We start from the raw sequence: 26,176 nt of genomic DNA, 5'->3' as shown, positions 1-26,176 counted from the left end.
AAACAAGGAGGAAATACCGAATGGATAAACATGAACAAGAGTTACGTCAAAAAGTTGCTGACTTAAAAGCTAAGGCCGAAGAGTTTAATAATAGCGGTAAATATGAAGATGCAAAGGCGAAAATTGAGGAAGCGAAAAACGCAAAAAACGAACTAGATAACTATCTAGCAATGAAGCAAATTCAAGTTCCTGAGCCTGTAAATTCACAGACAGGTGCGCTACCTCCAGCATCAGTTAACAATGAAGATCCATCTTACAAAGAAGTATTTATGAAAGCTATCCGTGGTCAAAATTTAAGTCGTGAAGAAGCAAGCGTTATGGATGAATATAAAGCAGCATTATCTGAGAATGCAGGAAAAGACGGTGGGTATATTGTTCCAGAGGACATTACTACAACTATTAATCAACTAAAACAAACGGTTGATAACTTAGAGCAATATGTAAACGTGCAGCCTGTTTCAACAAATAAGGGATCTCGTACATTGGAAAAACGAGCGGCATCAACACCATTTGCTCCGTTATCTGAGTATGGTAAACCGAATGCAATGCAAGAAATTGCTTCTCCTGAATTCGAACGTTTATCTTACGCTATTGAAGATTATGCAGGATTCTTACCAGTACCGAATGATTTATTAGATGATACTGATCAAGCTTTAGAGGAATATTTACGCCAATGGATCGCGAAGAAATCTATTGCTACTCGTAACTATCTAATTTTGCAAGAACTTAACAAATTGACAAAGGTTGATTTTAAGGATTATAAAGGCATTAAAACAGCATTAAATGTTACATTAGACCCGGCTTTTGCAGATGGAGCTAATATTTTCACAAACCAAGATGGATTCAATTACTTAGATCAATTAGAAGATAAGGATGGCCGTCCACTTCTTCAACCAGATCCGACAAATCCAACTCGTAAGTTATTGTCAGGAAAACCAGTTATTCCTTTATCAAATAAGACAATTGCTACAGATAAAGATGGAAAAGCACCTTTCATTGTTGGTAATTTAAAGGAAGCTATTATTCTTTGGGATAGAAAACAATTATCTATCGATATGACTACAGAGGGTGGAAACGCTTGGAGAACAAATACTTCTGAGTTCCGAGCGATTGAGCGTGAGGATGTTACACCATGGGATACAGAAGCGGTTGTATATGGACAAATTATTGTTACGCCGAAAACTGGAGCTTAATAAGGTAGGGGGTGTCCTTCTTGGTACTAACATTAGAGGAAGCAAAAAAGTATCTTCGTGTGGATGGTGATGAGGAGGACGAGCTCATTACATCTTTCATAGCAGCAGCTGAATTATATATTAAAAATGCAACAAGTAAAACTGTAGATTTGAAGAGCGAGCTTGCTAAATTAGCGGCTCGTATTTTAATTTCTCATTGGTATGAAAATCGTGAAGCGGTTGGAAAAGCTGAACAATTAGCATTTAGTTTACAGTCTATACTAGTTCAATTGCAATATTGTGTAGGTGATTCCACATGAATCCAGGGAAATTAGATAAACGTCTTACATTCCAAGTAAAAGACGAGGATGCAAAGAGCCCAGATGGTGATCCAATAGAAGGATATAAAGATTTTTTTACTGTATGGGGCTCTTTTATTTTTTTAAAAGGAAGAAAATACTTTGAAGCAGCCGCAGCAAATAGCGAAGTTCGGGGTGAAACAGAAATCCGATTTCGCGCAGATGTGAATGCTGATATGAAAATCAAATATAAGAATACGATTTATGACATTGTTTCGGTTATTCCAACTGAAAAACACACGTTATCAATCATGTGGAAGCGTGGTGGAATGAATGGCTGATGGTTTAGATTTATTAGGTTTTGATCGTTTAATCACTGAATTAGATCAAATGGGACTACGCGGGGAAAAGATTGAAGATAGAGCTCTTGCGGCAGGTGGAGAACCTATTCAAAAAGCTATTTCTGAAATAGCCCCAAGAAGTGATAGCCCTAAAAAATCAACAAAAAGCGAACCATGGCGCACAGGACAACATTTAGCCGATAATATCCGTGTGACAAAAGCGAAAATGGAGGGCGGCATAAAGACTATCAAAATCGGTATAGATAAAGCGGATCGTTCTCCATATTTCTATGGCAAGTTTGTAGAATGGGGAACATCTAAAATGCCAGCTCAACCTTTTATAGAACCAGGATTTAATTCTTCAAAAGAAGCAGCGATTCGTGCTATGACAGACATTTTAAAGAATGAAATGAGGCTGAATTTATGATAAATTTACGCCCTGAAATTATACAAGCTCTTGAAAATAATCAGGAGCTTGTTTCTTTATTAGATGGAAAACGCGTTTATTATCGTAAAGCCAAGAACGCTGAAGAGTTCCCACGTATTACGTTTTTCGAATTAGACAATAGGCCAGATGGATTTGCAGATAATGATGAAAGCGAAAGTGAAATCACATTCCAAATCGATATTTGGTCAAAAGGTAGTACAACAGCAATCCATCAAAAAGTGAATGAGGTCATGAAAAGTATTGGTTTCTCACGTTATAAGGTTGCTGATTTATATGAAGAGGATACAAAAATTTTTCATTACGCGATGCGATTCGCGAAAGGAGTGGAATTATAGATGGCTGGAGAAATCATTACAATTAGTTCGACTGTCGGTGTAGATAGTCTTGTTTATGCAAAGCTAGTAAAAGACGATGCGAGTGGGGTTTCATATTCAGAAGTAAAGAAAATGGAAGGTGCTGTAAAGGTTAAAACATCTAAAAAAGTAGCTTCTGAAATTATGTGGAGCGATAACAAGAAATCGGAAATCGCTGAGTCTGACGGTGAAGTTGAAGTTGAAATTGAAGTTAGGGGACTTTCACTATCCACGAAGGCAGATATTGAAGGATATCCAGAAGTTAAAGATGGCGTTTTAGATGAGAAACGCGAGGGAGAAAAGCCATATTTAGCAATTGGCTATCGCTTTTTAAAAGCTAACGGTAAATATCGTTATGTTTGGTTACTCAAAGGGAAGTTATCTCAAGAAGAAGAAGAGGCTGAAACAAAAAAAGACAAGCCAAACTTCCAAACTACAAAACTTAAAGGTTCATTCATTGAACGTGATTTTGATGATAGACCAAAATTTACAGCTGATGCGGATGAACCTACATTTACAAAAACGGTAGGAGATACTTGGTTTAGTAAGGTATATGAAAAAACAGCAACACCATCAACAGGAAAGTAAGAGGGAGCACAAGCTCTCTCTTTTTTATTAAACTTAGGAGGAAAAAACTATGAAATTAACTTTAATGATTAATAAAGAAAAACAAACTTTTAATATGCCAGAATTTATTCCGGCACGTCTTATCCGTCAGGCTCCTGAGCTTGCTGAAATCCCAAACAATCCTGGTCCAGAAGATATGGATAAAATGGTTCATTTCGTGGTGAAAGTGTATGACGGTCAATTTACATTAGATCAGTACTGGGATGGTGTGGATGCACGTAAATTCTTATCTACAACTTCAGATGTAATCAATGCAATTATTAACGAAACTGTAGAAGCGGCTGGTGGTAATCCTGGATCTGGAGAAGAAGAAAACCCAAACGCGTAGAGGGAGGAGGGCTAACGTTCAGTGAATTTATGGACGAGCTTTACCTCTCTTTATTACGTCAGGGATATAAACACCATCATATAGATAACGAAATGGATATTTGGCATTATTTAAGGTTGAATCAGAAAAGTCGTGAACAAGGTAATTCAAATGATGGAAGCCAAAATTCAAACGAGATTGAAGTGCCAGCAGAAAATATTATCTAGCAAGGGGGTGAGACATTGGCGAATGAAATGAATAATTTAGTAGTTAGACTTTCGCTTGATAATGTTAATTTCCGTCAAGGCATTGCAAATTCAGGACGTGCAGTAAGGACATTACAGAATGAATTGAAATCTGTAAGTACAGGTATGGGCGGTTTCGCTAGTGCTAGCCAACAAACACAAGCAAAAATGGATACTCTAAGCAGGCTCATTGACGCGCAAAAAGAGAAAGTTAAAGCGTTACGGCAAGCTTATGATCAAAATAAGGCTAAATTAGGTGAAAATGATGCAGCAATCCAACGATACGCTTCACAAGTTAATAAAGCAGTTGCTGATTTAAATAGATTTGAAAATGAATTAAAACAAGTAAATAAGCAAGCTGAACAAAAGGGAATTGATAAGTTAAACAATTCTTTAAAGTCTCTACAAGCTGAATTCCAGTCTATTACATCTGGTATGGGTGGTTTTTCTAATGCAACTGAACAAACCCGAGCGAAAATTGATGTTCTCACTCGCATGGTGGATAAACAAAAAGAGAAGATCAGGGAACTTCAACAAGCTTATAATCGTGCAAAAACAGAAGAAGGTGAAGCGAGTCAGTCAGCACAACGATATGCCGAACAAATTCATCGAGCAACAGCTGAACTTAATCGCTTTGAAACTGGATTACAACAGTCAAATCGAGAATTAGAGCAGCAAGGTAATCGTCTATTGAACTTTGGTAATCGTATGGAGACATTAGGTAACCATTTGCAAAATGCCGGAATGCAGATTGGCATGGTATTTGGTGGTATGACTTATGCAATTGGTCGAGGTTTGAAATCAGCTGTGGAAGAATCCATGAACTTTGAACAACAGATGGCTAACATAAAAGCAGTCTCTGGTGCGACAGGACAAGAAATGAGTAAACTCTCCGAATTAGCTGTTAAATACGGAGAAGATACGAAATATTCTTCTGTAGAAGCCGGAAAAGGGATTGAAGAATTAATCAAAGCCGGGGTTAGTTTAAAGGATATTATCAATGGTGGATTAGAAGGAGCCCTAAACTTAGCGGCCGCAGGTGAATTAGAACTAGGAGAAGCAGCTGAAATTGCTTCAACCGCCTTAAATGCATTTAAAAAGGATGGTTTAAGCGTTACGGATGCAGCTAACTTACTTGCAGGTGCAGCTAACGCATCAGCGACTGATGTACATGAACTGAAATACGGTTTATCAGCAGTTGCAGCAGTTGCAGCAGGAGCAGGTATGACATTTAAAGATACATCAACAGCTTTAGCGGTCTTCGCTCAAAATGGTTTAAAAGGTTCGGATGCAGGTACATCTTTAAAAACGATGCTTATGAGGTTAAATCCATCTACCAAAGAAGCGTATAACAAGATGAAAGATTTAGGTCTAATCACATACAATGCTCAAGCTGGATTTGATTTCTTAGTGCAGAATGGTATTACACCGGCTTCAAGAAGTGTAGGAGATATCGAAACGGCGTTAGAGAAATATGTAATGAAAACTGAAGGGGTCAAGAAATGGAATGATAAATGTGAAACTACATTCCGTGAATTAGCTACGAGTTCAGCTTTCTTATCATCGAAATTTTACGATCAACATGGGAAGATTCAAAATTTGGAAAATATATCTGGAATTCTTCATGAATCCATGAAAGATTTAACAGACCAACAACGAAGTATGGCTTTAGAAACGTTATTTGGATCAGACGCAGTTCGTGGCGCAACGATTTTGTTTAATGAAGGCGCACAGGGTGTGAATAAAATGTATGGTGAGATGTCTAAAGTAACTGCTTTAGAGACAGCCAATACAAAAATGAATACTTTGAAAGGTCGTATCGAACAATTAAGTGGAGCATTCGATACAATGAAAAAGACAATTGGTGATGCGCTTGCCCCTGTGGTTAGTGCTTTTGTTGCTGGACTTCAGCACCTTGTGGACGGCTTCAATGCGTTACCTGGACCAATTCAAAAAGCTATCGCAATTACAGGTGGTATTGTTCTTGCTTTAACGGCTATTGCAACAGTTATTGGCGTAGTTCTAGCAGCGGTCGGAATGATAGTTTCGGGAATTGGTGCTTTAGGAGTTGCATTAGGTACATTGGCAACATCCTTAGGAATAGCAGGTGGAGTTGCAGGATTGTTGGCCGCAGCATTAGGCCCAGTAGCAATTGCTTTGGGCGTAGTAGCAGCCGCCGTTGCTGTTGGTGTTCTAGCATACAAGGGATACCAAAAAGCAACTGAGGATAGTATTGCTTCAGTTGATCGTTTTACTACAAATACGGAAGGAAAAGTAAGTTCCTCCACAAAGAAAGTTCTTGGTGATTACTTCAAGTTATCTGATGGTATTAGACAAAAGTTAACTGAAATTAGATTGAATCATGAAGTAATAACAGAAGAACAATCACAAAAGTTAATCGGGCAGTATGACAAGTTAGCTAACACAATTATAGAAAAAACAAACGCAAGACAACAAAAGGAAATTGAAGGACTCAAAAAGTTCTTTGCTGATTCATATGTATTAACATCTGAAGAAGAGAATAAACGTATAGAACAATTGAATCAACATTACGAACAAGAAAAACTAAAGACTCAAGAAAAAGAAAATAAAATCAAAGAAATATTGCAAACCGCAGCTAGAGAAAACCGAGAATTAACAACAACAGAGCGTATTTCTTTGCAAGCATTACAAGATGAAATGGACAGAGTTGCTGTTGAACATATGTCTAAAAACCAAATGGAACAAAAGGTAATTCTTGAAAATATGCGTGTGCAAGCTAGTGAAATTTCAGCTAGACAAGCAGCAGAGGTTGTTGAGCATAGCGCCAAAGCAAGAGATAAAGTAATTGAAGATGCGAAAAAGACTCGTGATGATAAAATCGCTGAGGCTATCCGACAAAGAGATGAAAATAAAACTATTTCAGGAGAAGAAGCTAATGCGATTATTGCCGAAGCTAAACGTCAGTATGATAGCACAGTTTCAACAGCAAAAGACAAACATACTGAAATTGTAAATGAAGCAAAAGCGCAAGCTGGTGAACATGCAAATCAAGTAGATTGGGAAACTGGCGAAATAAAATCTAAATATCAAGTTATGAAAGATGATGTAGTTCAGAAAATGAAAGAATTATGGTCTGACGTAACGAAATGGTGGGATGATACAAAAACCTCTGCAAGTAATAAGGTAGAAGAAATAAAAAATACAGTTTCAAGGAAATTTGAAGAGCAGAAAAAAGCTGTTACAGATAAAATGTCAGAGGTAAAAAAAAGCGTTGAGGATAAATGGAATGAAGTTGAAAAGTTTTTCAGTTCAATAGATTTATCTTCAATTGGTTCATCGATTATAGAAGGACTTGAAAAAGGATTAGATTATGCATCGGGTGGATTGTATAGCAAAGCAAAAGAAATTGCAGGAGAAATAAAAAGTACCATTTCGGGGGCTTTAGACATAAACAGTCCTTCAAAAGTAATGATACCTGTTGGTAGTGCAGTTCCGGAAGGTATGGGAGTAGGTATGGATCGTGGAAAGCGATTTTTAATAGATGCTTCTAGAAGAGCGGCAAGTACTTTACAAACAGAAATGAACAATATGCCATCAATATCTACTCCTAATTTCGCTATTCCAAATCAAATTTCATCAGGAGAAATCATAAATCGTTCGTCCCAGTCTCAACCATATAATTATAGTCAAAACAATTATAACTTATCTCAGAAAAAACCAGTTCAAATTGTAATCAATGATATGGCACTAGCTGAAATATTAATATCACCACTAGATTTATTACAAGGTAATAGATTTAGTACAGATTTATTTATACAAGGGGTGAAAGGATGAGTGAACAAACTCTCACAATTGTAAAAGAAAACGGTGAATCGTTTGTTATTTCTACAAATGAGAACATGAGGGTTTTAACATTCTTACCCTCTTCACCTTTCTTTAATACTGTGTACGAAAAGGTTACTGGCATGGATGGATTAATAGATTTAGGGGGATCATTTGATGCACAAGATAGCATTAAATCCCGTATTTTCTTTCGTTCAAAAAACATTGATGATTTTTATTTATTTCGTAATCAAATATACGATTTATTCGATTCACAAGAACCATTTTATATTATAAGCAGCCGTACTCCTGAAAAAAGGTGGAATGTGAAGGTTGCCTATAAATATGAAATTGAACCAAAAGGAAATGGGAAATATGGAGTATTTGACATTGTGTTTAAATCAGACTCTACTTTCTCAGAATCTATTTATACAACCCTAGAATCAAATAGTAGTGAATATGTATACAATTCAAGCTCATTTTCTATATACAATGCTGGTAAAAAGATTGATCCAAGAAGCCTACACACTCCATTGCTTATTACGTTTAAAGGTGCATCGGATAAGTTGAGAATTACAAATAAAACAACTGGTGATGAATGGACATATAACGGTAAAACAACAGCGGACGATATTATTCGATTGGATCGAGTGAGAAGTACAAAAAACAGTTTATCGATTGTGCGAGATACAAATAAAAAAGTAATTCGATTAAATGCAGGAATCAACGAATTTGAAATTACAGGCGCTACAGGCGCTTTTTCTATTTCATTTGATTTTCGCTTTTATTACTTCTAAGAAAGGAGTGATAAGTTGCAAACTCTCACAATTACCGATTTGCAAGGGAACACAGAAATACTTACAGGATTTAAAAACTTTAAATTAGTTCGTCGAGTTAATGGGGAAAAAATAATAAGGTTTTTAATCTTGCCAACTAAAGGGAATCAACATTCTTTTCCGATGGTCCAAGAAGAACATAAAATTGAGTTTAAAAATGAAACGTATGTTATTAAGTCTTTAACGGAAGCAAATATCGGAAAAACCTATTATAAACAAGTCGAATGTATCCATGACTTTTTTATAAATATGATCAATAAACAAAAATACGAAGTTCATGATGGGAGCATGCAATTTTTAGATGCTTTAAATTTTGTTTTTAAAGATACAGGATACCAACCGGTAGCGATTGAAAATTTTTATGCTAAGGACTTTCAGAATTTCGGCAAGGACAATCGATTAGCACTATTAAAGAAAGTCTTAGAGCGCTATAAAGCTGAAATGTCTATCAGTGGAAATATAGTTAAATTTCAAACTCGAATTGGTGAGGATACGGATTTTCAATTCCGCTATAATTTCAACATAAAAACATTTGAAAGAAATGTCGATACAAAAAATCTTGGTACCTATATTCGTGGATATGGTGCAAATGAACTAATGAGGGAATATACAAGCCCTAACAAAGATATATTCGGCTTTATTGAAGCACCACAAATAAATGATGATCGTTTCACAACGCCAGAAGGAATGGATCGAGCTTTAAGAGAGGCGATACAGGATACGCCACTTGTAAGCATCACAGTTGATTTTGTGGACATGAGAAAAGCCGGATATCCATATATTGTCCCGAACGAAGGTGATCGAGTCCTTCTTATCTATGAGCCAATGAATATTGATATTGAAACGCGTATTATGGAAATCGAAGAAGACTATGATTTCAATTTAGAACCAATCGGTTGTCGAGTTACTTTAGCGAATTATCGAAAAGATTTTGCTGGTACGTTATTACAAAACGTTAATAAAACCCTTGGTGAGATTGTAACCGATGACGGGAAAGTTAAATACAACGTACTAGATGAAGCTGTAAAACTTGCTACAGAAGCAATTAAAAGTGCTCAAACTGAATTGTTTTTTGAAAATGGGATTATAGCTAAAGATAAAAACAACCCTAACAACATGCTGTTAATTAACAGTAATGGAGTGGGAATCACTCGTAATGGTGGTCAGACGTTCAAAAATGCTCTCACTTATGATGGTTTAGTAACGGATGCAGGTTTTATTGGTTTTATTAAGGCTAACAATATTCGAGCAGGAATCATGAAGGCACTTGATAATCGATTTGGGATCAACTTAGACGAATCTTCAATTGAATTTTACAGTTTAACCGGATCACCAGCTTCTACAATTTCGCAAGCGATTGGCCCTGATGGTAGAGAAATCACATACTGGACGATCGAACGTATCAGAAATCCAAAAGCATCTTTATCTATCGGTGTTCGTAACTCAGATGGTTCAGTAGGTAATAACATCTTTGTTGATGGCGAATCGGGTAATGTTGCTATCAATGCTCCATTTTTCGAAACGCACGCTTATCAAAAATTCTTCGGATGGTGTGATTTTGCGAGACCAATTAACTTTACGCCGTCATCGTACGTAAATTCACAAATACAAGGGACATCTTGGACAATTGACAATATTGGTGGTCATCAAGGTGCTATTTTTGCGCCTAAGAAATCCGGTACAGGATCACTTGGAACGACTACTTGGACATGGGCTGAAATGTGGGTGAGTAAATGGAATGGAGTAGCCTTCAGTGATTTTACGACTAGGGGAGTTTTTGAAGCAAGGGTAAAAGTGGTGGACGGAGCTTTCGATAGTGTCCGGAATACGATGGATCGTGTAAATAGCGAATCCGTCAGTCGTGATAATGCTATAAGGAAAGACCTTGATAGGGTAAATGATGAATCTATAGGACGTGATAATAACCTTCGTAGAGATTTGGATACATTTGCGGATGAAGTACGAAGAAGATTATCAGCATTAGAAAGTAAGGTGAAATAATGAACAAAGATAAACTTATCTTACAGATTGCGATGGAAGAAATATTTCGATTAACCGCTGACAATATAGCGTTAAAAGCACAAATACAAGCAATAACGACACAACAGAAAGAAGGTGAGATAAATGAGAAACGAGACGATCAGAATTGATTTATCTAGTCCTTCACTAGCCAAAACAATTTATTCACGTCAAAACGACAAAAACGGATTGAAGTTAACGGTTTATCTTAGGGAATACGGGAAACCCGTTGATTTAACAGGGTATGCGGTGAAATATGAAGCGGCAGGTCAATCAGGTAATTTCGTTCGTGTGGATGCGAAAGTTATTGATGCAACAAAAGGAATCTTTGAATATATCTTTTCGAAAGAAGCGGTATCTACATCTTCACTATGGTTAGCCTATTTCGCTTTTGAAAAAGGAGAAGAACGTTTTACCACACAAGATTTAAAGATTGTGTTAGGAAGCGATGTGAAAGAAGGGTCTATCCAAATAGAAAACTATATTGCAGAGTTTGATAAGCTCAAGAAACAGATAGATGCTTTGCAAATAGCAGTCGATAAGGCAGACGTTGTAAAACGTAGTGGCGATACTATGGTAGGGTCACTTAAGATGACCGTCCCTTCATCGGGATCAGTAGGTTATGGCTTCCAAGACACTACAGGAGCAGAAACTTCTAGACTTATTTCAATAGCTAACGGAAATGTTGTCTGGCAAGATAGAAAAAACTTGATAGATATTTTAACTTACTCTCCAACTAATAAGATGTTTACCATGCAAGCAGAATCAAATCTCCTAAAGAAAACAGGCGACACTATGACAGGGGTTCTTTATTTAAGAAACAACTGGGAACATACAATCTCCGATGGTTCTAAAGGGGTAAACGTTGTAGTTAATGATTCTCTGAATAAGTGGTCTATAGGTCCTAAGGTTGGTGGTAATACTACCTGGGCAAACGAATTATCTATGGACTTAAATACTGGGGCAATCACTGTAGCTGATCTTAAAACAAAGAAAGACACTGATTGGACAAACTTAACATTAATAAACGGTGTAACAAATCAATCCGGTAAAACATCTCAAATAAAACGAACAGGGAATACAGTTTGTCTTAATATGAATGTTATAGGAGTGAAAAACAATCACATTATCGCTTCACTTCCAGTGAATTTCCGACCTGTAAGAGATTTAACATTTTCGGCAACGTATGTTTTAAACAACTTAGACACAAACACAGGATTTGTTACAATTCGCGCAGATGGATCAGTCCATTGTGAGTGGATAGCGGAAGGGACAAATCCTTTGAAATATTGGTCATTCACACTCACATACATCATCTAAAAATAAAAGAATAGGAGATTTTAACATGAAAACTTTGTATTTATATGATAAAGAAACGGGCGCTTTCACAGAAACAAAAATGATATCTCCAGTTTTTAAATCTTTAAATAAACTGGAAGAAACAAAACGACCATTTGATATACCAGAAATCATAACGGTAAAAACTACTCATAGATACCTTGATACAGATGGAAATTATCAAGAAAAAGAAGTTGAGCAAAAAAAGTTACAGTACAAATCAGTTGAATTAAGTTATCAAGAAGAAGTGTCCGATGGTTATACAGAGATTTATGAATATCCTGACTACCCTTACACGGAGATACCTTTACCTGTTCCAAATTGGAAACCTGTATGGGATGGCGAAAAATGGATTGAAACGATTACAGAGGAAGAACTAGAAGAGATGAACAAACCAAAGCCACAGGAACCATCAGAATTGGAAGAACTTAAAAAGAAACTGGAACTAACTGAGAAAGCTTTGGACGATTTAATAATGGGTAGCGATGTTTATAAAAAGGAGCTGGCGCAAAATGGCTGAGTACATGGCACAGCGAGTGATTGATGGAGTTTTTACGTATATTGCTGTTATTACAAAACTAGGGGCATATAAAGAAAGAATCGATAAATACTTAACTGAAAACGGAAGAGCAGATTTAATTACGGATAGCGCACAATAGTGGGCTTTTTATTTTGAACAAAATACGACTTTGAATCAATTCAATTCATAGATCAAGAGGAGTGATTTCGCTTCTCTTTTTATTTTGAGGAGATGATCAGTGTGAAACGAATAGTAGACCAAGCAATTTATGAAAAGCATGTTAGCCAAGAAAACAAAAACCTAGTCAAGGATTTTCTAATTGAAAAGAAAGCACAAGGGAAAGCGGCAAGCACTTTAAAACAATATGGTTGGGATTTGCGAATTATTTTGTTTCTAATACATCAACACTTCGAAAATAAAAATTTGGTTGAGTTAACACGCAAAGACATTCGAAATTTATCTATTATTTTTCAAGAAATGGGAATGTCTAATGCACGTGTAAATGGATTGATGAGTGCTTTACGTTCAGCGCTTGAATTTTGCGCAGACGATGATGACTATAATTATGAATTCAATGTAGGTTCAAGGGTACGTGGTTTACCTAAGAATCCAATTAGAGAAATTACCTTTATTACTGATGATCAAATTAATTGGTTAATCGATGAATTACTTGAACAAGAAAAATATATGTTAGCAACTTATTTGGCCCTTTCTTATTACAGTGCAGCGAGAAAGAATGAAGTTTACCAGGTTCAAAAGGAAGGATTGACAGAACAATATTATACAAATGTGGTCCGAGGGAAGCGCGGTAAGAAGTTTAGACTATATTACAATCTACGAGTACAAAAATGTATTCGTTTATATATAGATCATCGAGGTAAAGATACTATTCCAGATTTATTTGTAAGAGTTTATAAGAATGGCGGGCGAAAACTTTTAAATAAAAGTGTATTTAATTATTGGTGCAAGATATTTGCTAAGATGCTGAACGAAAAGGAAGGAAAAGAATTTAAAATCAATCCTCACTGTTTCCGTCATAGCAGATTAGATAATTTAAAGGTGCAAGGTGTGCCACTTGAAAAATTAAAATCGCTTGCTAATCATTCTGATATTTCTACAACGGAATCTTATCTTAAGGATAGAAGTGAAGAAGATATTGCAGAAATATTTGGAATGGATCCAAGTTATTTTGCAGCGTGAAGAAGCATAATTATGCTTCTTTTTATTTTGAAACGGGGTGATTGAAGTGGACGGATTACAAGATGTAAGAAACGATGTACAAGAAATGAAGCAAGAAATCAAAGAAATAAGATTTGATATCAAAAGTTTGGAAATGCGTACAACAGGAAATGAGAAAGATATTGATAATATTAACAAACAACTAGATAAGATCAGCGCAAACACTACTTGGATTTTGCGTCTTATTGTTGGTGGGATTATCGGGGCGGCACTTACCTTCTTCTTGAAGGGGGGTGGTATGTAATGGTTAGTTTAGCCGTAATGATTGGAATTGTAGTTGGTCTTTCGCAGATTGTAAAAACAATTGGATTACAAACAAAATATGTTCCGTTATTAAATTTAACGCTTGGCATTGTGCTAGGCGTTTTATTTTTGGGTGGAGATATCAAAACAAATGTATTTCAAGGAATCATCATTGGATTGTCAGCAAGTGGATTATTTGACCACACAAAAATTATAAAAAAGGATGTTGATGCTAAATGAAAAAGACAATGAAACATATTACCTCGTTCCTTATGATTCTAGTACTTGCTGGTTCTTTTGCTACAAGTGCTTTTGCTGATAGAACGCTTATTATTCCTGATTTACCAAAACAACCATACCGTTATGGTGTAAGTGCTTATGAGGGAGTTGTAGCACATTCTACAGCAACTCCAGAAGCCCCAGCTATTAACATTCAAAAATATGAGTCTCGTACATGGAGAAACGCATTTGTTCACTATGCAGTCGATTGGAACGAAACAATCCAAATTGCTGATACAAAATACATTGCTTATGGCGGCGGTCCTGCTGCGAATAAGCGCTTTGTACATGTAGAGTTATGCGAAACAGCGGATTATACAAAATTCAAACGTAGCTATGACAAATACGTTAAGTTACTAGCTAAAATCTTACGAGACCGTGGGCTATCTGTAGAAAAAGGATTGTGGACACATAGCGATGTAACTCATTACCTTGGCGGTACGGATCATGAAGATCCAATTGATTACTTAAAGTCTCATGGCGTTTCAGAAGCTCAATTTAGAGCAGATGTACAACGAGCATACAATAATTCTAGTGTAGATGTTTCTGTTCCTGAGAAGCCATCTAAGCCAGCAGAAGTGCCAACAGCTGTAACAGACGGTATTGCTTACATTCAAGGTTACAACGTTAATTTACGTAAAGGACCTGGTACAAGCTATTCTAAGATTCGTCAGTTAAATAAACCAGAATCTTATATTGTGTGGGCTGAAAAGGATGGTTGGTTAAATCTTGGCGGTGAGCAATGGATTAAAAACGATCCATCTTATGTGAAGTTTAATAAGAAAAGTACAGTGGATTCTTCTATTGTTGGAAAGCGTGTTATTTCAAAAGTTAACAATCTACGTTTCTATGACGCTCCATCTTGGCAAGATAAAGATGTTGCTGGTTCTGTAGATACAGGTTTAGGATTCACAATTGATGCAAAAGTAAGTGTAAATGGTTCACCACAATATAAAGTACACAATAGCAAGGGAAAAACATACTATATTACGGCAAGTGAAGCCTATGTATATGTGAAGTGATTTTTTTAACAAAAGAATAGTGTGATTAACATAAAAAAAGAGCCGTCCTATTGGGCGGCTTTTATTTTTTATCGGTTCATTAAATTTAAACGCAGCATTCTTTTTTATCTATTCTCTTCGTCTGCTGGCGTAGAGCTTTATCTGATATACGAATAGTACTTAGTGTACTTGTACATCATAGTAATAACTTCCGCTCTATTTGCAAAGTCGTTTCTACGACTACCGTCATAAATACCTTTGTCTGTTCCCCATGCCATTGAATTAGTGAAACCGCCCTTAGGAGACCATGCAGGGCTTTTAAAATGATATTGAAAGAGCGTACCTACCATTTCATCACGAGTGATCCGATCATCTCCACGTGATCCATCAGAAATACCTTGGCTTATTACATGTTGGCGCGCATCTTCGTAAGAGAAGGTGAGTTTTTTAGTTTGATAATTAGCCATCATAATCCAAACGTCTTTTCGATACGCCGGGCCTTCTCTCATATCAAATCTAACGATATTGTTTCTAATAGCCCAATTCATTTGAGGGTCTGCCCAATGTGCTGAAGCTTCTTTTGGGGCGATTGTTGCGAACCCTGTAGATAACGTAATAGCAGCAATTACAACAAACATAACCTTTTTTAGTTTTTTTAACATATTTTCCATTCCTTCCCTATGTGTTTGTGACATGTATTATATTAATATATTATGTTTTAAAAGTAAATAGATAAAATGTAATTTGTGGTATTTTTAGTAATAATTTGTTGGATTACAAAAAAAGAGAATTTTGTATAGGAAGTGATTTCTTATAAAAGAATAGTTTGATAAAACAAATGCCACCCTTAATTGGGCGGCATTTGTTTAGTTCATTGTTTCCATTGATTTAATTATTAGAGTGCACCTACAAGCCAGGCTTGCCTCATCATAGTCATAACCTCAGCTCTTGTAGCAGGATCGCTATTTCGTGTACCATCGTATATCCCCTTATTAACTGCCCACTCGAGTGCTTGATAATCCGCACTTGCGAAATGAATGGATTTATACGTATGTCTATGTAGCATTTGTACTACTTGAAAACGAGTAACATAGTTTTGAGGGTTGCTACCATCTGAGATTTTATATTTCATCACATACTTACGCGCGGAATCATAGGTGGAGCCTCCGGAATGATCAGTAGCAATACGTGTTAGGATTAGCCAAGTATCTTGTCGGGTAGCATAATTATCTCGTAAATCAGCAGTAATGTAACCATTGCGTAGTCCCCAATCCATAGCTCCGTCAGCCCAATGTGCAGAAGCTTCCTTCGGTGCAATTGTTGCAAATCCAGCAGAGAACATAACGGCGGCAGCAACAACAAACATGAACTTTTTAAGTTTTTTTAGCATTTTTTCCATTCCTTCCTCTAAATGTTTTTAACACCTGAGATTTCGTACAATTTAATTATTAGATTGCGTCAATATACCAAGCTTGTCTTATCATCGTCATAACTTCAGCTCTTGTAGCGAAATCAGCACGTCTCCCGTCGGTGGTAATCCTATTTTTGACTGCCCAACCTAATGCTTTATGATCTTCCATAGTTCCGTATGCGTTTGGATAAGCAACTCTATACAACATTGTGTATACCTGCTCACGTGTAACATATGCTTGAGGGTTTGATCCATCTGATATTTTTCTGTTCATTACGTAATTACGTGATGCTGCGTAACTTGATCCACCTGAAAGGTCATTAGCGACACGTGTTATAATCAGCCAAGTATCTTGTCGGGTAGCATAATTATCTCTTAAGTCAGCGGTGATATAGCCATTTCGTAGCCCCCAGTCCATAGCTCCATCCGCCCAATGTGCAGATGCTTCCTTTGGTGCGACTGTTGCAAAGCCAGCAGATAACATAACAGCTGCAGCAACAACTACCATAATTTTTTTAAGTTTTTTTAACATCTTTTCCATCCCTTTCCCTATGTGTTTGTTACATCCATTATATTACGTTATTCGATTTTCAGAGTAAACGAATATATTAGAATTTTCGATATTCTTTTAGTCATAATTTGTGAAGTTGACAACAAAAATGGAATTATATATATGGGAAGTGATTTCTTATAAAAGAATAGTTTGATGAATAAAAAAGAGCCGCCCTAAGGAAGCTCTTTTTTTGACCACTGACCACAAAAGTGACCACACACTTAAAATAAATTAAATACATTCAATGCACGAAAAAGACATTACATTTTATTTTATTTGCGATAGAATGAACAATAGTAATACAAGTTACACTAAATGATACGCTATACTTTATACAGCCCATATGAGGAAATAAATCAAAAAACTGATGAGTATATATAAGAAGAGATTGTTAAGCAAAGATGAATTTTAGCTTAAATAAAAACAGCCACATTACGAACCATAAAACAGCCACAAAACAGCCACGAATTAATAACAAGTAGTGAAATCACAGAAAAACGTTATCAGACAAACACTCAATTTATGCTATGTGTGAAACGAAATGAAACTATATAAAACAAAGGTATATTTTCCGCACGCAAGTTCACCAATGGGAACGCGATCAATATATGTCTCTATACTAAGAGAGAAAAAGCCTTGATACTACGGTATCAGGGCTTTTTTTATTTGTGGGCAAATATAAAGGCTTGTGAAATGAATTAGATGGGTGCCCGCAAAATGCCCGAAAAAAGTCATGTGGATTATTTAAAATGCGTGCTAGCTATGAATGAAAATGTGGAAGTTGAAATATGGTGTGGATGTATTTAATTCGAAAATTAAGTATTGAAAAATATAGTACCTTGCAATGAATAATACTAAGTGGTATATTATGGATATAACGGGTACCGTGTATTGAATAGTACTGAAATGAGAAAGGGGGATTGACCTTGAACGTTCAGTTTAAAAAAGGCGTGTTAGAACTGTGTGTTTTAGCACTTGTGAAACGTAAAGATTGTTACGGCTATGAACTTGTTCAGCAAATCTCAAATAAATTTTTAATATCGGAAGGGTCAGTGTATCCTTTATTACGTCGTTTAACAAAAGAAGGATATTTTCAAACGTATTTAAAAGAATCTACAGAGGGACCGCCTCGTAAATATTATCAACTAACTGAGCAAGGGGAAACGCAACTGAATTTGTTAGTAACGGAGTGGCGTGATTTTGCAAAAGGCGTACAAGAAATTATTGAAGGGGTGGAGTGGGATGAGTAAAGAACAGTTTCTTAAAGAATTATCAAGTCATCTTAGAAAGTTACCGGAAGAAGAGAGGAAAGATATTTTATTTGATTATGAAGAGCATTTTCAGTTTGGAATAGAAGAAGGAAAAACTGAATCGGAAATAATAAAGTGCCTTGGCTCTCCGAAAGTAATTGCGAAAGACTTACTTGCCTTGTATCGCTTTGATGAAATGAAAAAGGACCCATCTACTCCGAATATAACAAGGGCTGTCATGGCAGCGATTGGACTTAGTTTGTTTAATTTTATTATTGTGTTAGGCCCGTTAGTTGCAATTATTGCTTTTATATTTTCCTTCTGGCTCGGTGGAATTGCTAGTGTAGTGACACCATTTTTCGTTATTGGAAAAGTATTTATGGGTACTTTTATATGGTTGGATTTATTCGTTAGTATAACGTTTGTTGGAGTAGGTTTGTTGTTATGTATTATCGCTTATTATAGTACGAAGTGGTTTAAAAAGTTATGCGTACGTTATGTAATATGGAACTTCAAAATGATAAAAGGGGAGTAGATGATGAAGAAAATATTGTTAGTAGCTATCGCTTGTATCATTATTGGAGTAATAGGGATTTCACAAACATATGAAAAAGCAGTGCAAACTGCAGAAGAAGGAAATAAAGAAGACGTAATTAAAAACGAAACACTAAAAAATATAGAAGTTAAGTTAGATGCTGGGGATATTGTTGTCCAAAAATCTCCAGACTCTTCTTTTTATGTAAAGCAATCAGGAGATGTACGTAAACACGAGGTTCGTATTGACGAAGATGGTGACACATTAAAAATTATTGGGGAAAGAGAAAAAGGTGCTTCATTTGATTTTTCTTTTTACGATTTTAGATTTCAAACATCTACAATAACTCTCCTCGTGCCTGAACGTTCATACCAAGAGATAAAAATAAATTCATCAGCTGGACAAATAGAAATAAGTGATGTGAAAAGTGATTGTGTAAGTGTTGGGACACTCGCTGGAGAAGTAGATTTGAAAAATGTCACAGCAAAAAGTGTGGAAGGATCTTCAAAAGCTGGTGAGGTGAGCTTTAAGAAGGTAATAGGAAAAGTAACTGCGAAGTCGGCTAGCGGGGAAGTGCATATTATGGATCATGATCCTAAATATGATGTAGAGGCAAGTTCAACTGCTGGGGATGTAGATATTACTTTATTAGAAAAACCACAAGATGCAGTTATAATTGGGCAAAGTGCTGCTGGCGAAGTAATGATTTTTAATGAAGAAAATAAAAATATAACAATTGGCAATGGTAGTAAAAAGATTAGTGGTAAAACAGCTGCTGGCGATGTGACGATTGAAACTCGTTCATAAGAAATAAAATCTATCAAAATACAAAAAAAGAAGATAATTACCGTATATAAATAAGGTAATTATCTTCTTTTATTATTCTTAATGTAAATCACGATATACGCCAATTACTTTTCCAATAACTGATACTTGTTTTAAAATGATAGGTTCTAATGAAGAGTTTTCCGGTTGTAGACGGAAATGGTCTTTTTCTTTATAGAAACGTTTAACAGTTGCTTCGTTATCTTCTGTTAAAGCGACTACAATTTCACCGTTGTATGCAGACTGTTGTTGGCGAACAACAACTAAATCCCCATCGAAAATACCAGCTTCAATCATACTATCTCCGGAAATACGTAACATAAATACTTGGTCTGCTCCAGCAACAATGCTAGCTGGAAGTGGGAAGTGATCTTCTACACTTTCAACTGCTGTAATCGGTAATCCAGCAGTAACTTTTCCGACAATTGGAACTTGAATAACAGATTGTGTCTCTGTATCCATTCGGTTTTCACCTAAAATTTCAATTGCTCGTGGTTTTGTTGGATCGCGTCGAATATATCCTTTTTCTTCTAGTCGTGATAAATGTCCGTGCACTGTAGAACTAGAAGCGAGGCCGACTGCTTGACCGATTTCACGTACGGAAGGTGGATATCCTTTTTCTTGTACTTTTAGCTTAATAAAGTCGAGAATGTCTTGCTGGCGTTTCGTTAACTTTTCCATGTTTTCTAACACCTCGTTTTCTTTCATTTTTCTTATTAATAAGTATAACATGCGAAAAAACATTCTACAAACATAAGTTCGAACGAAAGACGAATTTATGATACACTATAAGGAAAATATAGTGAGAAAGAAGGGTTCAAAATGAATGCAATTATTTATGCGCGTGTGAGCACAACAAAAGAAGAACAGGAAACATCATTATTGCGTCAAAAAGATGAATTATTGCATTTAGCTGAGCGCTATCAAATGAATGTTGTAAAGGTGATTGAGGAGCGGGCTAGTGGTTATACAATTGAACGTGATGGCATATTAGAAGTGCTAGATACAATTCGCGATGAACAAGTTGATGTACTTCTCATACAAGATGAAACGCGCCTTGGTAGAGGGAATGCAAAGATTGCATTAATGCACTGTTTACATAAAGAGGGAATAAAAGTATATACGCATACGCATAATGGAGAATTAGAACTCTCTGACTCTGATTCGATGGTACTAGATATAATTGGAATTGTTGAAGAGTATCAAAGAAAGATCCACAATTTAAAAATTAAACGTGGCATGCAAAGAGCGGTAGAGAAAGGATTTCGTCCAGAGAATAATTTGAAAAATCGTCATTTAAGTATAGGACGTGAGAAAAAAGAAGTGCCAATTGAGGAAATTGTACGTTTACGCCGGAATGAATTAACTTTTGAAGAAATTGCAGCAACACTTCGTGGTTTTGGTCATGATGTTTCAAAAGCAACTGTACATCGAAGATATGTAGAATATACAAAGCAATTGCTTGATAAAGAGGACTAACTATTGTATGATAATAATCAGTTTTGAGTAAAAGGGGGATTCGAGATGCAAAGTCACGAACTCATTGAACGCATTAACTTCTTAGCGAAAAAAGCAAAAGCTGAAGGTTTAACTGAAGAAGAACAACGTGAGCGCCAATCGCTACGTGAACAATATTTAAAAGGATTTCGTCAAAATATGTTAAACGAACTTAAAGGAATTAAAGTTGTTAACGAAGAAGGTACTGATGTTACACCGGCGAAATTAAAAGCTTTAAAAAAGCAAGATAATGCAAAATTAAACTAAAAGATGGGCGAAGCCCATCTTTTTTATTTATTATATCCGTTATTTAATAACTTTCCAGTTGTTATTGACTGTTGCTTCTATATTTTTGTGCTTCAATATATAGTTAGCGATAAGTTCAGACATATCTGTTGGTATGTCTTTTATTACGGGCTTATTTTGAAACATAAAGAAGTTCCCTCCGCCACTTGCGCGATAATTATTCATAACGACGTCATATTCTTCATTCATATGAAGTGGAGCGCCTTTATACTGTAAGGATTCTACTCTCGCGCCAATTGGTTTGGAAATGTTTAATACGTACGAAATTCCTTCCCACATATCGTAATTATAGTGTTGCGGCTTTGGTTCTATGTAGGTAGGGTTTACGATGATAGTTCCATCTGCTTTTAATTTGAAATAAGAAGCAGAGAGTTCAAGGGCATCTTTTATATCCGCTCCAGTTATTCTAATTACTTTTAATGTATTTGGATAAATATAATTAGAAACGATGTCACGCATTGTTACGCGATTAGGAAAACCTGGAGATGTATTATGGAATAAGCTTGTACAAGAAATGGAAACATTAGCTATATCCATCTGTATTTTATTTATGAATTCAATAAAAGGATGGTCTTGCAAACGAGTTTGCATAGCATCTGAAATTTGCATGTCCCCATAGATTACTCCAATAGGTTGATCTAGCCAATTTTGTGTTTTTTCTTCATAATCGGCAACCAAGGAAAGAATATGTTGGTCAGCCTCAATTCCTTGTACGGGCAATAATTGTGAATAACTCTCTTTTTTTACCCATTTTTTTTCTGTTTTTTCGAATGTTACTGTTACTTTTCCAACGGAGTGTCCGTTGCATCCAATCTGTAAAATTGTTACACCATTCATTACGGTGTGAGCGATTTCCCGGTGTTGGTGGCCTGTTAGTAAAATGTCTATACCTTCAATTTCATGGCACATTGCATATCCTTGGTTTTCACCTGTTAAAACTTCAGTCGGTACCCCAGTTTGTAAATCGCGTTCAAATCCCCCATGGTAGGCTACGACTAATAAATCGGGTTTCTCGTGTTCGCGAATGTAAGAAACCCATCTTTTTGTTGTTTCTAATGCATCTTCAAATTGTAAATCTTGAATGTGATGGGGTTGTTCCCAATTGGGAATGTAATGCGTTGTCATCCCTAAAATAGCAATTTTTATATTTGATTCAATATGTTTTATTATATATGGTTTCCCGAAATAAGGTTCTTTTCTGTTTTTATTTAAAATATTTGCTGATAGATACGGAAAGTTTGCAGTAGAAATAGCATTATTTAATATGTCCATTCCATAATTAAATTCATGATTCCCAATAACTGCAGCATCATAACGTAAATAGTTCGCTAATAAAGACATTGGATTTTTCTTATCTTCTTCATATGTAGCGTAATGATAAGTGAAGGGTGTTCCTTGTATGAAGTCACCGTTATCAATTAAAAGAACGTTTCTATTTTGGGAACGTTCTTTTTTTATAAGAGTAGAAATTTTGGCTAAACCAATTTCAGCTTGGGAGTTATCTTGGTAGTGAATTGGATAAACAGTGCCATGTATATCACTTGTTAATAAAATGTTTAAAGTTACAATTTGATTTGGATTCAATATCATTCACCTTTTCTATTGTTATCTACTAATTAAGCATATCAAATATATGAAGAGAATTTTAATGAGAATGTATAGAATGTGTAAAGATTCTGTAAATAAGCAATTGTACGTGAAAATGTGTGATATATTTCTTCATGTTTACGGAAGGCAATTTTATAACAACAAAATTGGAGGCATTAATATGTTGAAAAAAGTTTTTGCAATGAGTACGACAGTTGCACTAGCGGCGGGATTATTAAGTGGTTGTGGAACGAAAGAATCAAGTGCAAGTAAAACTGAAGATACGAAAAAAGGTTATGTACCGAAGACTTTAAATGTTCAATTTGTTCCTTCTCAAAATGCAGATACGTTAGAGGCAAAGGCAAAACCATTGGAAAAGTTATTAAGTGATAAATTAAATATTCCGGTAAAAGTTAGCATTTCAACGAATTACAATACAATTGTAGAAGCGATGGCGTCTAAGCAAGTAGATGTAGGGTTTTTACCTCCAACAGCGTATGTGCTAGCGCATGAGAAAAAGGCTGCAAACGTAATTTTACAAGCACAACGTTTTGGAGTAGATGATGAAACGGGAGCTCCTACAAAGGATTTAGTAGACTTTTATAAATCTGAGTTTGTAGTTAAGAAAGATTCCAATATTAACAGTGTAAAAGATTTAAAAGGTAAAAAAATTGGTTATCAAGATGTAACGTCATCAGCGGGGTATGTATGGCCTGCGGCTGTATTGTTAAAAGAGGGAATTGATCCGCTAAAGGATGTGAAACCTGTTACATTAAAAGGTCACGATCAGTCGCTGATTGCTCTTTTAAATGGTGATGTAGATGCATCTGTTGTATTCCAAGATGCTCGTAATATTGTGAAAAAAGATTCTCCGAATATATTCGATCAAACGAAAATAGTGAAATTTACGGAAAAAATTCCAAATGATACGATTTCGGTACGTTCTGATTTAGATGCAGAGTGGAGTAAGAAATTACAGGACGCTTTCATTGAAATAGGAAAGAATGAGGAAGGTCACAAAATCATTAAAGAAGTATATTCACATGAAGGATATGTTAAATCTGATGATAGTAAATTTGATATCGTTCGTGAATATGGAAAGAAAGTAAAAACGCAATAATACATATGGAAATGGCAGCTAACTGGAAGGCATATGTTTCCAGTTAGTTTGCCATTTTGAATACATAGAAGGTAGGTAAGATGTGTGATAGAATTTCGAAATGTTTCCAAAATGTATCCGAATGGTACAAAAGGATTGAATAATATAAACTTGAACATTCAAAAAGGTGAGTTTGTTGTAATGGTAGGGCTGTCGGGGGCTGGAAAGTCTACACTTCTTAGATCGGTAAATCGCCTTCATGAGATTACAGAAGGAGAAATCTTGATTGAAGGTGATTCTATTACTGCTGCGAAAGGAAAAGAATTACGACGCATGCGCCGGGATATTGGTATGATTTTTCAAAGTTTTAACCTTGTAAAACGATCAACGGTTTTGAAGAATGTATTAGCTGGGCGTGTTGGATACCATTCGACTTTTCGTACAACGTTAGGTCTATTTCCAAAAGAAGATTTGGAGCTTGCCTTTCAATCGTTAAAAAGGGTGAATATTTTAGAAAAAGCATATGCGCGAGCTGATGAATTATCAGGAGGACAACAGCAACGTGTATCGATTGCTAGAGCGTTGGCGCAAGAAGCAAAAATCATATTGGCAGATGAACCTGTTGCGTCGTTAGATCCGCTAACAACAAAGCAAGTATTAGATGATTTGAAAAAAATTAATGAAGATTTTGGGATTACAACAATTGTAAACTTACATTCTATTGATTTAGCTAGGCAATATGCGACACGCATTATTGGATTACATGCAGGCGAAATTGTTTTTGATGGTTCAGTAGAAGAGGCAACGGATGAAAAATTTGCTGAAATTTATGGAGACGTAGCGCAGAAAAGTGAATTATTAGAGGTGGCAGTTAAATGAATGACGCGACGATATATTCAAAATCGATACCGAAGCCGCCGAGTAAGTTGAAACATATGTTAACGGCTATTCTAGTCATTTTACTGTTGTGGGGAAGTAGTGTACAGGTCGACGCATCATTTTCAAAACTAGTAGTTGGTTTTCCTAATATGATTGATTTGTTAAAAGAGATGGTGCCGCCTGATTGGAGTTATTTTCAAGTTATTACAACAGCGATGTTAGATACAATACGTATGGCGATTATTGGGACGACTTTAGGAGCGATTTTAGCTATTCCACTGGCACTATTTGCGGCAAGTAATGTGTTTACTAGTACATTTTTGTACGGTCCAGCTCGATTGGTTTTAAATTTTATCCGAACGATACCAGATTTATTATTAGCGGCAATTTTCGTAGCTATTTTTGGAATAGGACCACTTCCAGGTATTTTAGCTCTTACTTTTTTCTCAATTGGGCTCGTGGCGAAATTGTTGTATGAGTCAATGGAATCGATTGATCCAGGTCCATTAGAGGCGATGACAGCAGTAGGAGCAAATAAAGTGCAATGGATTGCGTATGGGGTAATTCCGCAAGTGAAAGCACATTTTGTCTCCTATGTTCTTTATACATTTGAGGTGAACGTACGTGCAGCAGCTGTTTTAGGTTTAGTAGGAGCGGGTGGTATTGGGTTGTATTATGACCGTACACTTGGATTTTTACAATATCAACAAACTGCATCTATTATTATTTATACTCTTGTGGTTGTATTGTTAATTGATTATGTAAGTACATTGTTGCGGGAGAAATTATAATGAGTAAAACGACGATAATTGTACCAAAACCGAAGAAACCGAGTATGTATCGCTGGTTTATTTTTATAGCACTTGCATTTGTTTATGTATGGGCTTTTTCAGGAGTCCCGCTAGAGGGTAACTAACTGTTACGATTTATTTAACCAATTATAACCAAAGTTAATTAAATATATCAGTAAGCCCTGCTAGTCAAGTGATTGGCTAGTAGTGAGGGTTAACTGCGGGCAATCCCTAAAGCTGATTGAACTACAACGTGTCTAGAAATGGTGAGCGTGAATGTTGCGAAAGCAGAAAAAATCAATCAGATGGTGCAAGGTTAAATCCTAAACACTAGAGCAATGGGTCTTCCGCCTCGAATCATCTAAGTCAAAA

General features: G+C 36.0%; 31 protein-coding genes and 1 pseudogene. 27 read left to right on the top strand and 5 right to left on the bottom strand.

The annotated features are described in order from the left end of the window. The first annotated feature begins 20 nt into the window (after window positions 1-20). The 18 genes from DN389_RS27560 to DN389_RS27485 all read left to right on the top strand — a co-directional run bounded on the left by DN389_RS27560 (window position 21) and on the right by DN389_RS27485 (window position 15,092). On the top strand, window positions 21-1,193 hold the full coding sequence (locus DN389_RS27560) for a phage major capsid protein (protein WP_149237805.1): 1,173 nt from the start codon (window positions 21-23) through the stop codon (window positions 1,191-1,193). Between the two features lie 20 nt (window positions 1,194-1,213). Further along, complete coding sequence (locus tag DN389_RS27555) at window positions 1,214-1,492, top strand: head-tail connector protein (RefSeq protein WP_149237804.1); 279 nt, start codon at window positions 1,214-1,216, stop codon at window positions 1,490-1,492. Next, window positions 1,489-1,812: a phage head closure protein gene (locus DN389_RS27550; RefSeq protein WP_149237803.1), complete on the top strand. Its 324-nt coding sequence runs from the start codon at window positions 1,489-1,491 to the stop codon at window positions 1,810-1,812. Before DN389_RS27555 ends, DN389_RS27550 begins: the two co-directional genes overlap by 4 nt. After that, window positions 1,805-2,239 (top strand): HK97-gp10 family putative phage morphogenesis protein, encoded by a 435-nt coding sequence (locus tag DN389_RS27545; RefSeq protein WP_149237802.1) that lies wholly within the window; start codon window positions 1,805-1,807, stop codon window positions 2,237-2,239. Before DN389_RS27550 ends, DN389_RS27545 begins: the two co-directional genes overlap by 8 nt. Then, window positions 2,236-2,595, top strand: a complete 360-nt coding sequence (gene gp17 / locus DN389_RS27540; RefSeq protein ID WP_149237801.1) for a tail completion protein gp17 — start codon at window positions 2,236-2,238, stop codon at window positions 2,593-2,595. The genes DN389_RS27545 and gp17 overlap by 4 nt, the downstream gene beginning before the upstream one ends. Then, the gene (locus DN389_RS27535; RefSeq protein WP_149237800.1) at window positions 2,596-3,201 is read left to right on the top strand and encodes a major tail protein; all 606 of its coding nucleotides are present in this window, start codon (window positions 2,596-2,598) and stop codon (window positions 3,199-3,201) included. Window positions 3,202-3,250: 49 nt separating this feature from the next. Then, on the top strand, window positions 3,251-3,568 hold the full coding sequence (gpG, locus tag DN389_RS27530) for a phage tail assembly chaperone G (protein ID WP_149237799.1): 318 nt from the start codon (window positions 3,251-3,253) through the stop codon (window positions 3,566-3,568). Window positions 3,569-3,789: 221 nt separating this feature from the next. Further along, entirely contained in the window at window positions 3,790-7,608 is a 3,819-nt protein-coding gene (locus DN389_RS27525; RefSeq protein ID WP_149237798.1) for a phage tail tape measure protein, read from the top strand. After that, window positions 7,605-8,393 carry a phage tail domain-containing protein gene (locus DN389_RS27520; protein WP_149237797.1) on the top strand — a complete coding sequence of 263 codons (789 nt, stop codon included), beginning with the start codon at window positions 7,605-7,607 and terminating at the stop codon, window positions 8,391-8,393. The genes DN389_RS27525 and DN389_RS27520 overlap by 4 nt, the downstream gene beginning before the upstream one ends. Before the next feature lie 15 nt (window positions 8,394-8,408). Further along, window positions 8,409-10,433, top strand: a complete 2,025-nt coding sequence (locus tag DN389_RS27515) for a phage tail protein (RefSeq protein WP_149237796.1) — start codon at window positions 8,409-8,411, stop codon at window positions 10,431-10,433. Beyond that, on the top strand, window positions 10,433-10,582 hold the full coding sequence (locus tag DN389_RS28585; RefSeq protein WP_179955909.1) for a hypothetical protein: 150 nt from the start codon (window positions 10,433-10,435) through the stop codon (window positions 10,580-10,582). Before DN389_RS27515 ends, DN389_RS28585 begins: the two co-directional genes overlap by 1 nt. After that, entirely contained in the window at window positions 10,557-11,771 is a 1,215-nt protein-coding gene (locus DN389_RS27510; RefSeq protein WP_149237795.1) for a BppU family phage baseplate upper protein, read from the top strand. Before DN389_RS28585 ends, DN389_RS27510 begins: the two co-directional genes overlap by 26 nt. A gap of 25 nt (window positions 11,772-11,796) precedes the next feature. Continuing rightward, window positions 11,797-12,309 (top strand): hypothetical protein, encoded by a 513-nt coding sequence (locus tag DN389_RS28580; RefSeq protein ID WP_179955908.1) that lies wholly within the window; start codon window positions 11,797-11,799, stop codon window positions 12,307-12,309. Further along, a complete protein-coding gene (locus DN389_RS28575; protein WP_175361206.1) occupies window positions 12,302-12,448 on the top strand; it encodes a hypothetical protein in 147 nt (48 codons plus the stop codon). The genes DN389_RS28580 and DN389_RS28575 overlap by 8 nt, the downstream gene beginning before the upstream one ends. Before the next feature lie 101 nt (window positions 12,449-12,549). Continuing rightward, on the top strand, window positions 12,550-13,509 hold the full coding sequence (locus DN389_RS27500) for a tyrosine-type recombinase/integrase (RefSeq protein ID WP_149237794.1): 960 nt from the start codon (window positions 12,550-12,552) through the stop codon (window positions 13,507-13,509). 46 nt (window positions 13,510-13,555) lie between these two features. Beyond that, on the top strand, window positions 13,556-13,792 hold the full coding sequence (locus tag DN389_RS27495) for a hemolysin XhlA family protein (RefSeq protein ID WP_149237793.1): 237 nt from the start codon (window positions 13,556-13,558) through the stop codon (window positions 13,790-13,792). After that, complete coding sequence (locus DN389_RS27490) at window positions 13,792-14,031, top strand: holin (RefSeq protein WP_149237792.1); 240 nt, start codon at window positions 13,792-13,794, stop codon at window positions 14,029-14,031. The genes DN389_RS27495 and DN389_RS27490 overlap by 1 nt, the downstream gene beginning before the upstream one ends. Beyond that, a complete protein-coding gene (locus DN389_RS27485) occupies window positions 14,028-15,092 on the top strand; it encodes an N-acetylmuramoyl-L-alanine amidase (protein WP_149237791.1) in 1,065 nt (354 codons plus the stop codon). The genes DN389_RS27490 and DN389_RS27485 overlap by 4 nt, the downstream gene beginning before the upstream one ends. A gap of 137 nt (window positions 15,093-15,229) precedes the next feature. On the opposite strand, the gene DN389_RS27480 is transcribed toward DN389_RS27485, so the two are convergent. From DN389_RS27480 to DN389_RS27470, 3 genes are all read right to left on the bottom strand, one after another. Continuing rightward, a complete protein-coding gene (locus DN389_RS27480) occupies window positions 15,230-15,766 on the bottom strand; it encodes a protein phosphatase 2C (RefSeq protein WP_255451152.1) in 537 nt (178 codons plus the stop codon). A gap of 200 nt (window positions 15,767-15,966) precedes the next feature. Continuing rightward, a complete protein-coding gene (locus DN389_RS27475) occupies window positions 15,967-16,413 on the bottom strand; it encodes a protein phosphatase 2C (RefSeq protein WP_223265765.1) in 447 nt (148 codons plus the stop codon). Window positions 16,414-16,519: 106 nt separating this feature from the next. Then, a complete protein-coding gene (locus DN389_RS27470; RefSeq protein WP_255451151.1) occupies window positions 16,520-17,014 on the bottom strand; it encodes a protein phosphatase 2C in 495 nt (164 codons plus the stop codon). 947 nt (window positions 17,015-17,961) lie between these two features. Between DN389_RS27470 and DN389_RS27465 the strand changes: the two genes are divergently transcribed. Genes DN389_RS27465 through DN389_RS27455 form a run of 3 tightly spaced genes read left to right on the top strand, consistent with a single transcriptional unit; the run spans window position 17,962 to window position 19,627 of the window. Further along, window positions 17,962-18,285: a PadR family transcriptional regulator gene (locus DN389_RS27465; protein WP_001102620.1), complete on the top strand. Its 324-nt coding sequence runs from the start codon at window positions 17,962-17,964 to the stop codon at window positions 18,283-18,285. After that, window positions 18,278-18,820 carry a DUF1700 domain-containing protein gene (locus DN389_RS27460; RefSeq protein WP_149237789.1) on the top strand — a complete coding sequence of 181 codons (543 nt, stop codon included), beginning with the start codon at window positions 18,278-18,280 and terminating at the stop codon, window positions 18,818-18,820. Before DN389_RS27465 ends, DN389_RS27460 begins: the two co-directional genes overlap by 8 nt. Continuing rightward, on the top strand, window positions 18,821-19,627 hold the full coding sequence (locus DN389_RS27455; protein WP_060487436.1) for a DUF4097 family beta strand repeat-containing protein: 807 nt from the start codon (window positions 18,821-18,823) through the stop codon (window positions 19,625-19,627). A gap of 78 nt (window positions 19,628-19,705) precedes the next feature. On the opposite strand, the gene lexA is transcribed toward DN389_RS27455, so the two are convergent. Next, a complete protein-coding gene (gene lexA, locus DN389_RS27450) occupies window positions 19,706-20,326 on the bottom strand; it encodes a transcriptional repressor LexA (RefSeq protein ID WP_149237788.1) in 621 nt (206 codons plus the stop codon). Between the two features lie 141 nt (window positions 20,327-20,467). On the opposite strand from lexA, the gene DN389_RS27445 reads away from it, so the two are divergent. Then, window positions 20,468-21,124 (top strand): YneB family resolvase-like protein, encoded by a 657-nt coding sequence (locus tag DN389_RS27445; RefSeq protein WP_060487435.1) that lies wholly within the window; start codon window positions 20,468-20,470, stop codon window positions 21,122-21,124. A gap of 45 nt (window positions 21,125-21,169) precedes the next feature. Beyond that, entirely contained in the window at window positions 21,170-21,409 is a 240-nt protein-coding gene (locus DN389_RS27440; RefSeq protein ID WP_001190582.1) for a DUF896 domain-containing protein, read from the top strand. Between the two features lie 39 nt (window positions 21,410-21,448). On the opposite strand, the gene DN389_RS27435 is transcribed toward DN389_RS27440, so the two are convergent. Continuing rightward, window positions 21,449-23,032 carry a bifunctional metallophosphatase/5'-nucleotidase gene (locus tag DN389_RS27435; protein ID WP_149237787.1) on the bottom strand — a complete coding sequence of 528 codons (1,584 nt, stop codon included), beginning with the start codon at window positions 23,030-23,032 and terminating at the stop codon, window positions 21,449-21,451. 184 nt (window positions 23,033-23,216) lie between these two features. Here DN389_RS27435 and DN389_RS27430 point away from each other — a divergent pair, with 184 nt between their 5' ends. The 4 genes and pseudogenes from DN389_RS27430 to DN389_RS27415 form a co-directional block, all read left to right on the top strand. After that, entirely contained in the window at window positions 23,217-24,155 is a 939-nt protein-coding gene (locus tag DN389_RS27430; RefSeq protein ID WP_060487433.1) for a phosphate/phosphite/phosphonate ABC transporter substrate-binding protein, read from the top strand. Between the two features lie 84 nt (window positions 24,156-24,239). Continuing rightward, on the top strand, window positions 24,240-25,013 hold the full coding sequence (gene phnC, locus DN389_RS27425) for a phosphonate ABC transporter ATP-binding protein (RefSeq protein ID WP_060487432.1): 774 nt from the start codon (window positions 24,240-24,242) through the stop codon (window positions 25,011-25,013). Next, the gene (gene phnE, locus DN389_RS27420; RefSeq protein ID WP_088122906.1) at window positions 25,010-25,804 is read left to right on the top strand and encodes a phosphonate ABC transporter, permease protein PhnE; all 795 of its coding nucleotides are present in this window, start codon (window positions 25,010-25,012) and stop codon (window positions 25,802-25,804) included. The genes phnC and phnE overlap by 4 nt, the downstream gene beginning before the upstream one ends. Further along, window positions 25,804-25,923: pseudogene (locus DN389_RS27415) on the top strand (phosphonate ABC transporter, permease protein PhnE); the annotation flags it as partial. The gene phnE and the pseudogene DN389_RS27415, both read left to right, overlap by 1 nt. Window positions 25,924-26,176: the final 253 nt, after the last annotated feature.

This window comes from Bacillus sp. AY3-1 (assembly GCF_008368785.1).
Classification (GTDB): Bacteria; Bacillota; Bacilli; order Bacillales; family Bacillaceae_G; genus Bacillus_A; species Bacillus_A wiedmannii.
The sequence above is the reverse complement of the archived record's forward strand: the minus strand, read 5'-3'. Positions and strand labels throughout refer to the sequence as shown.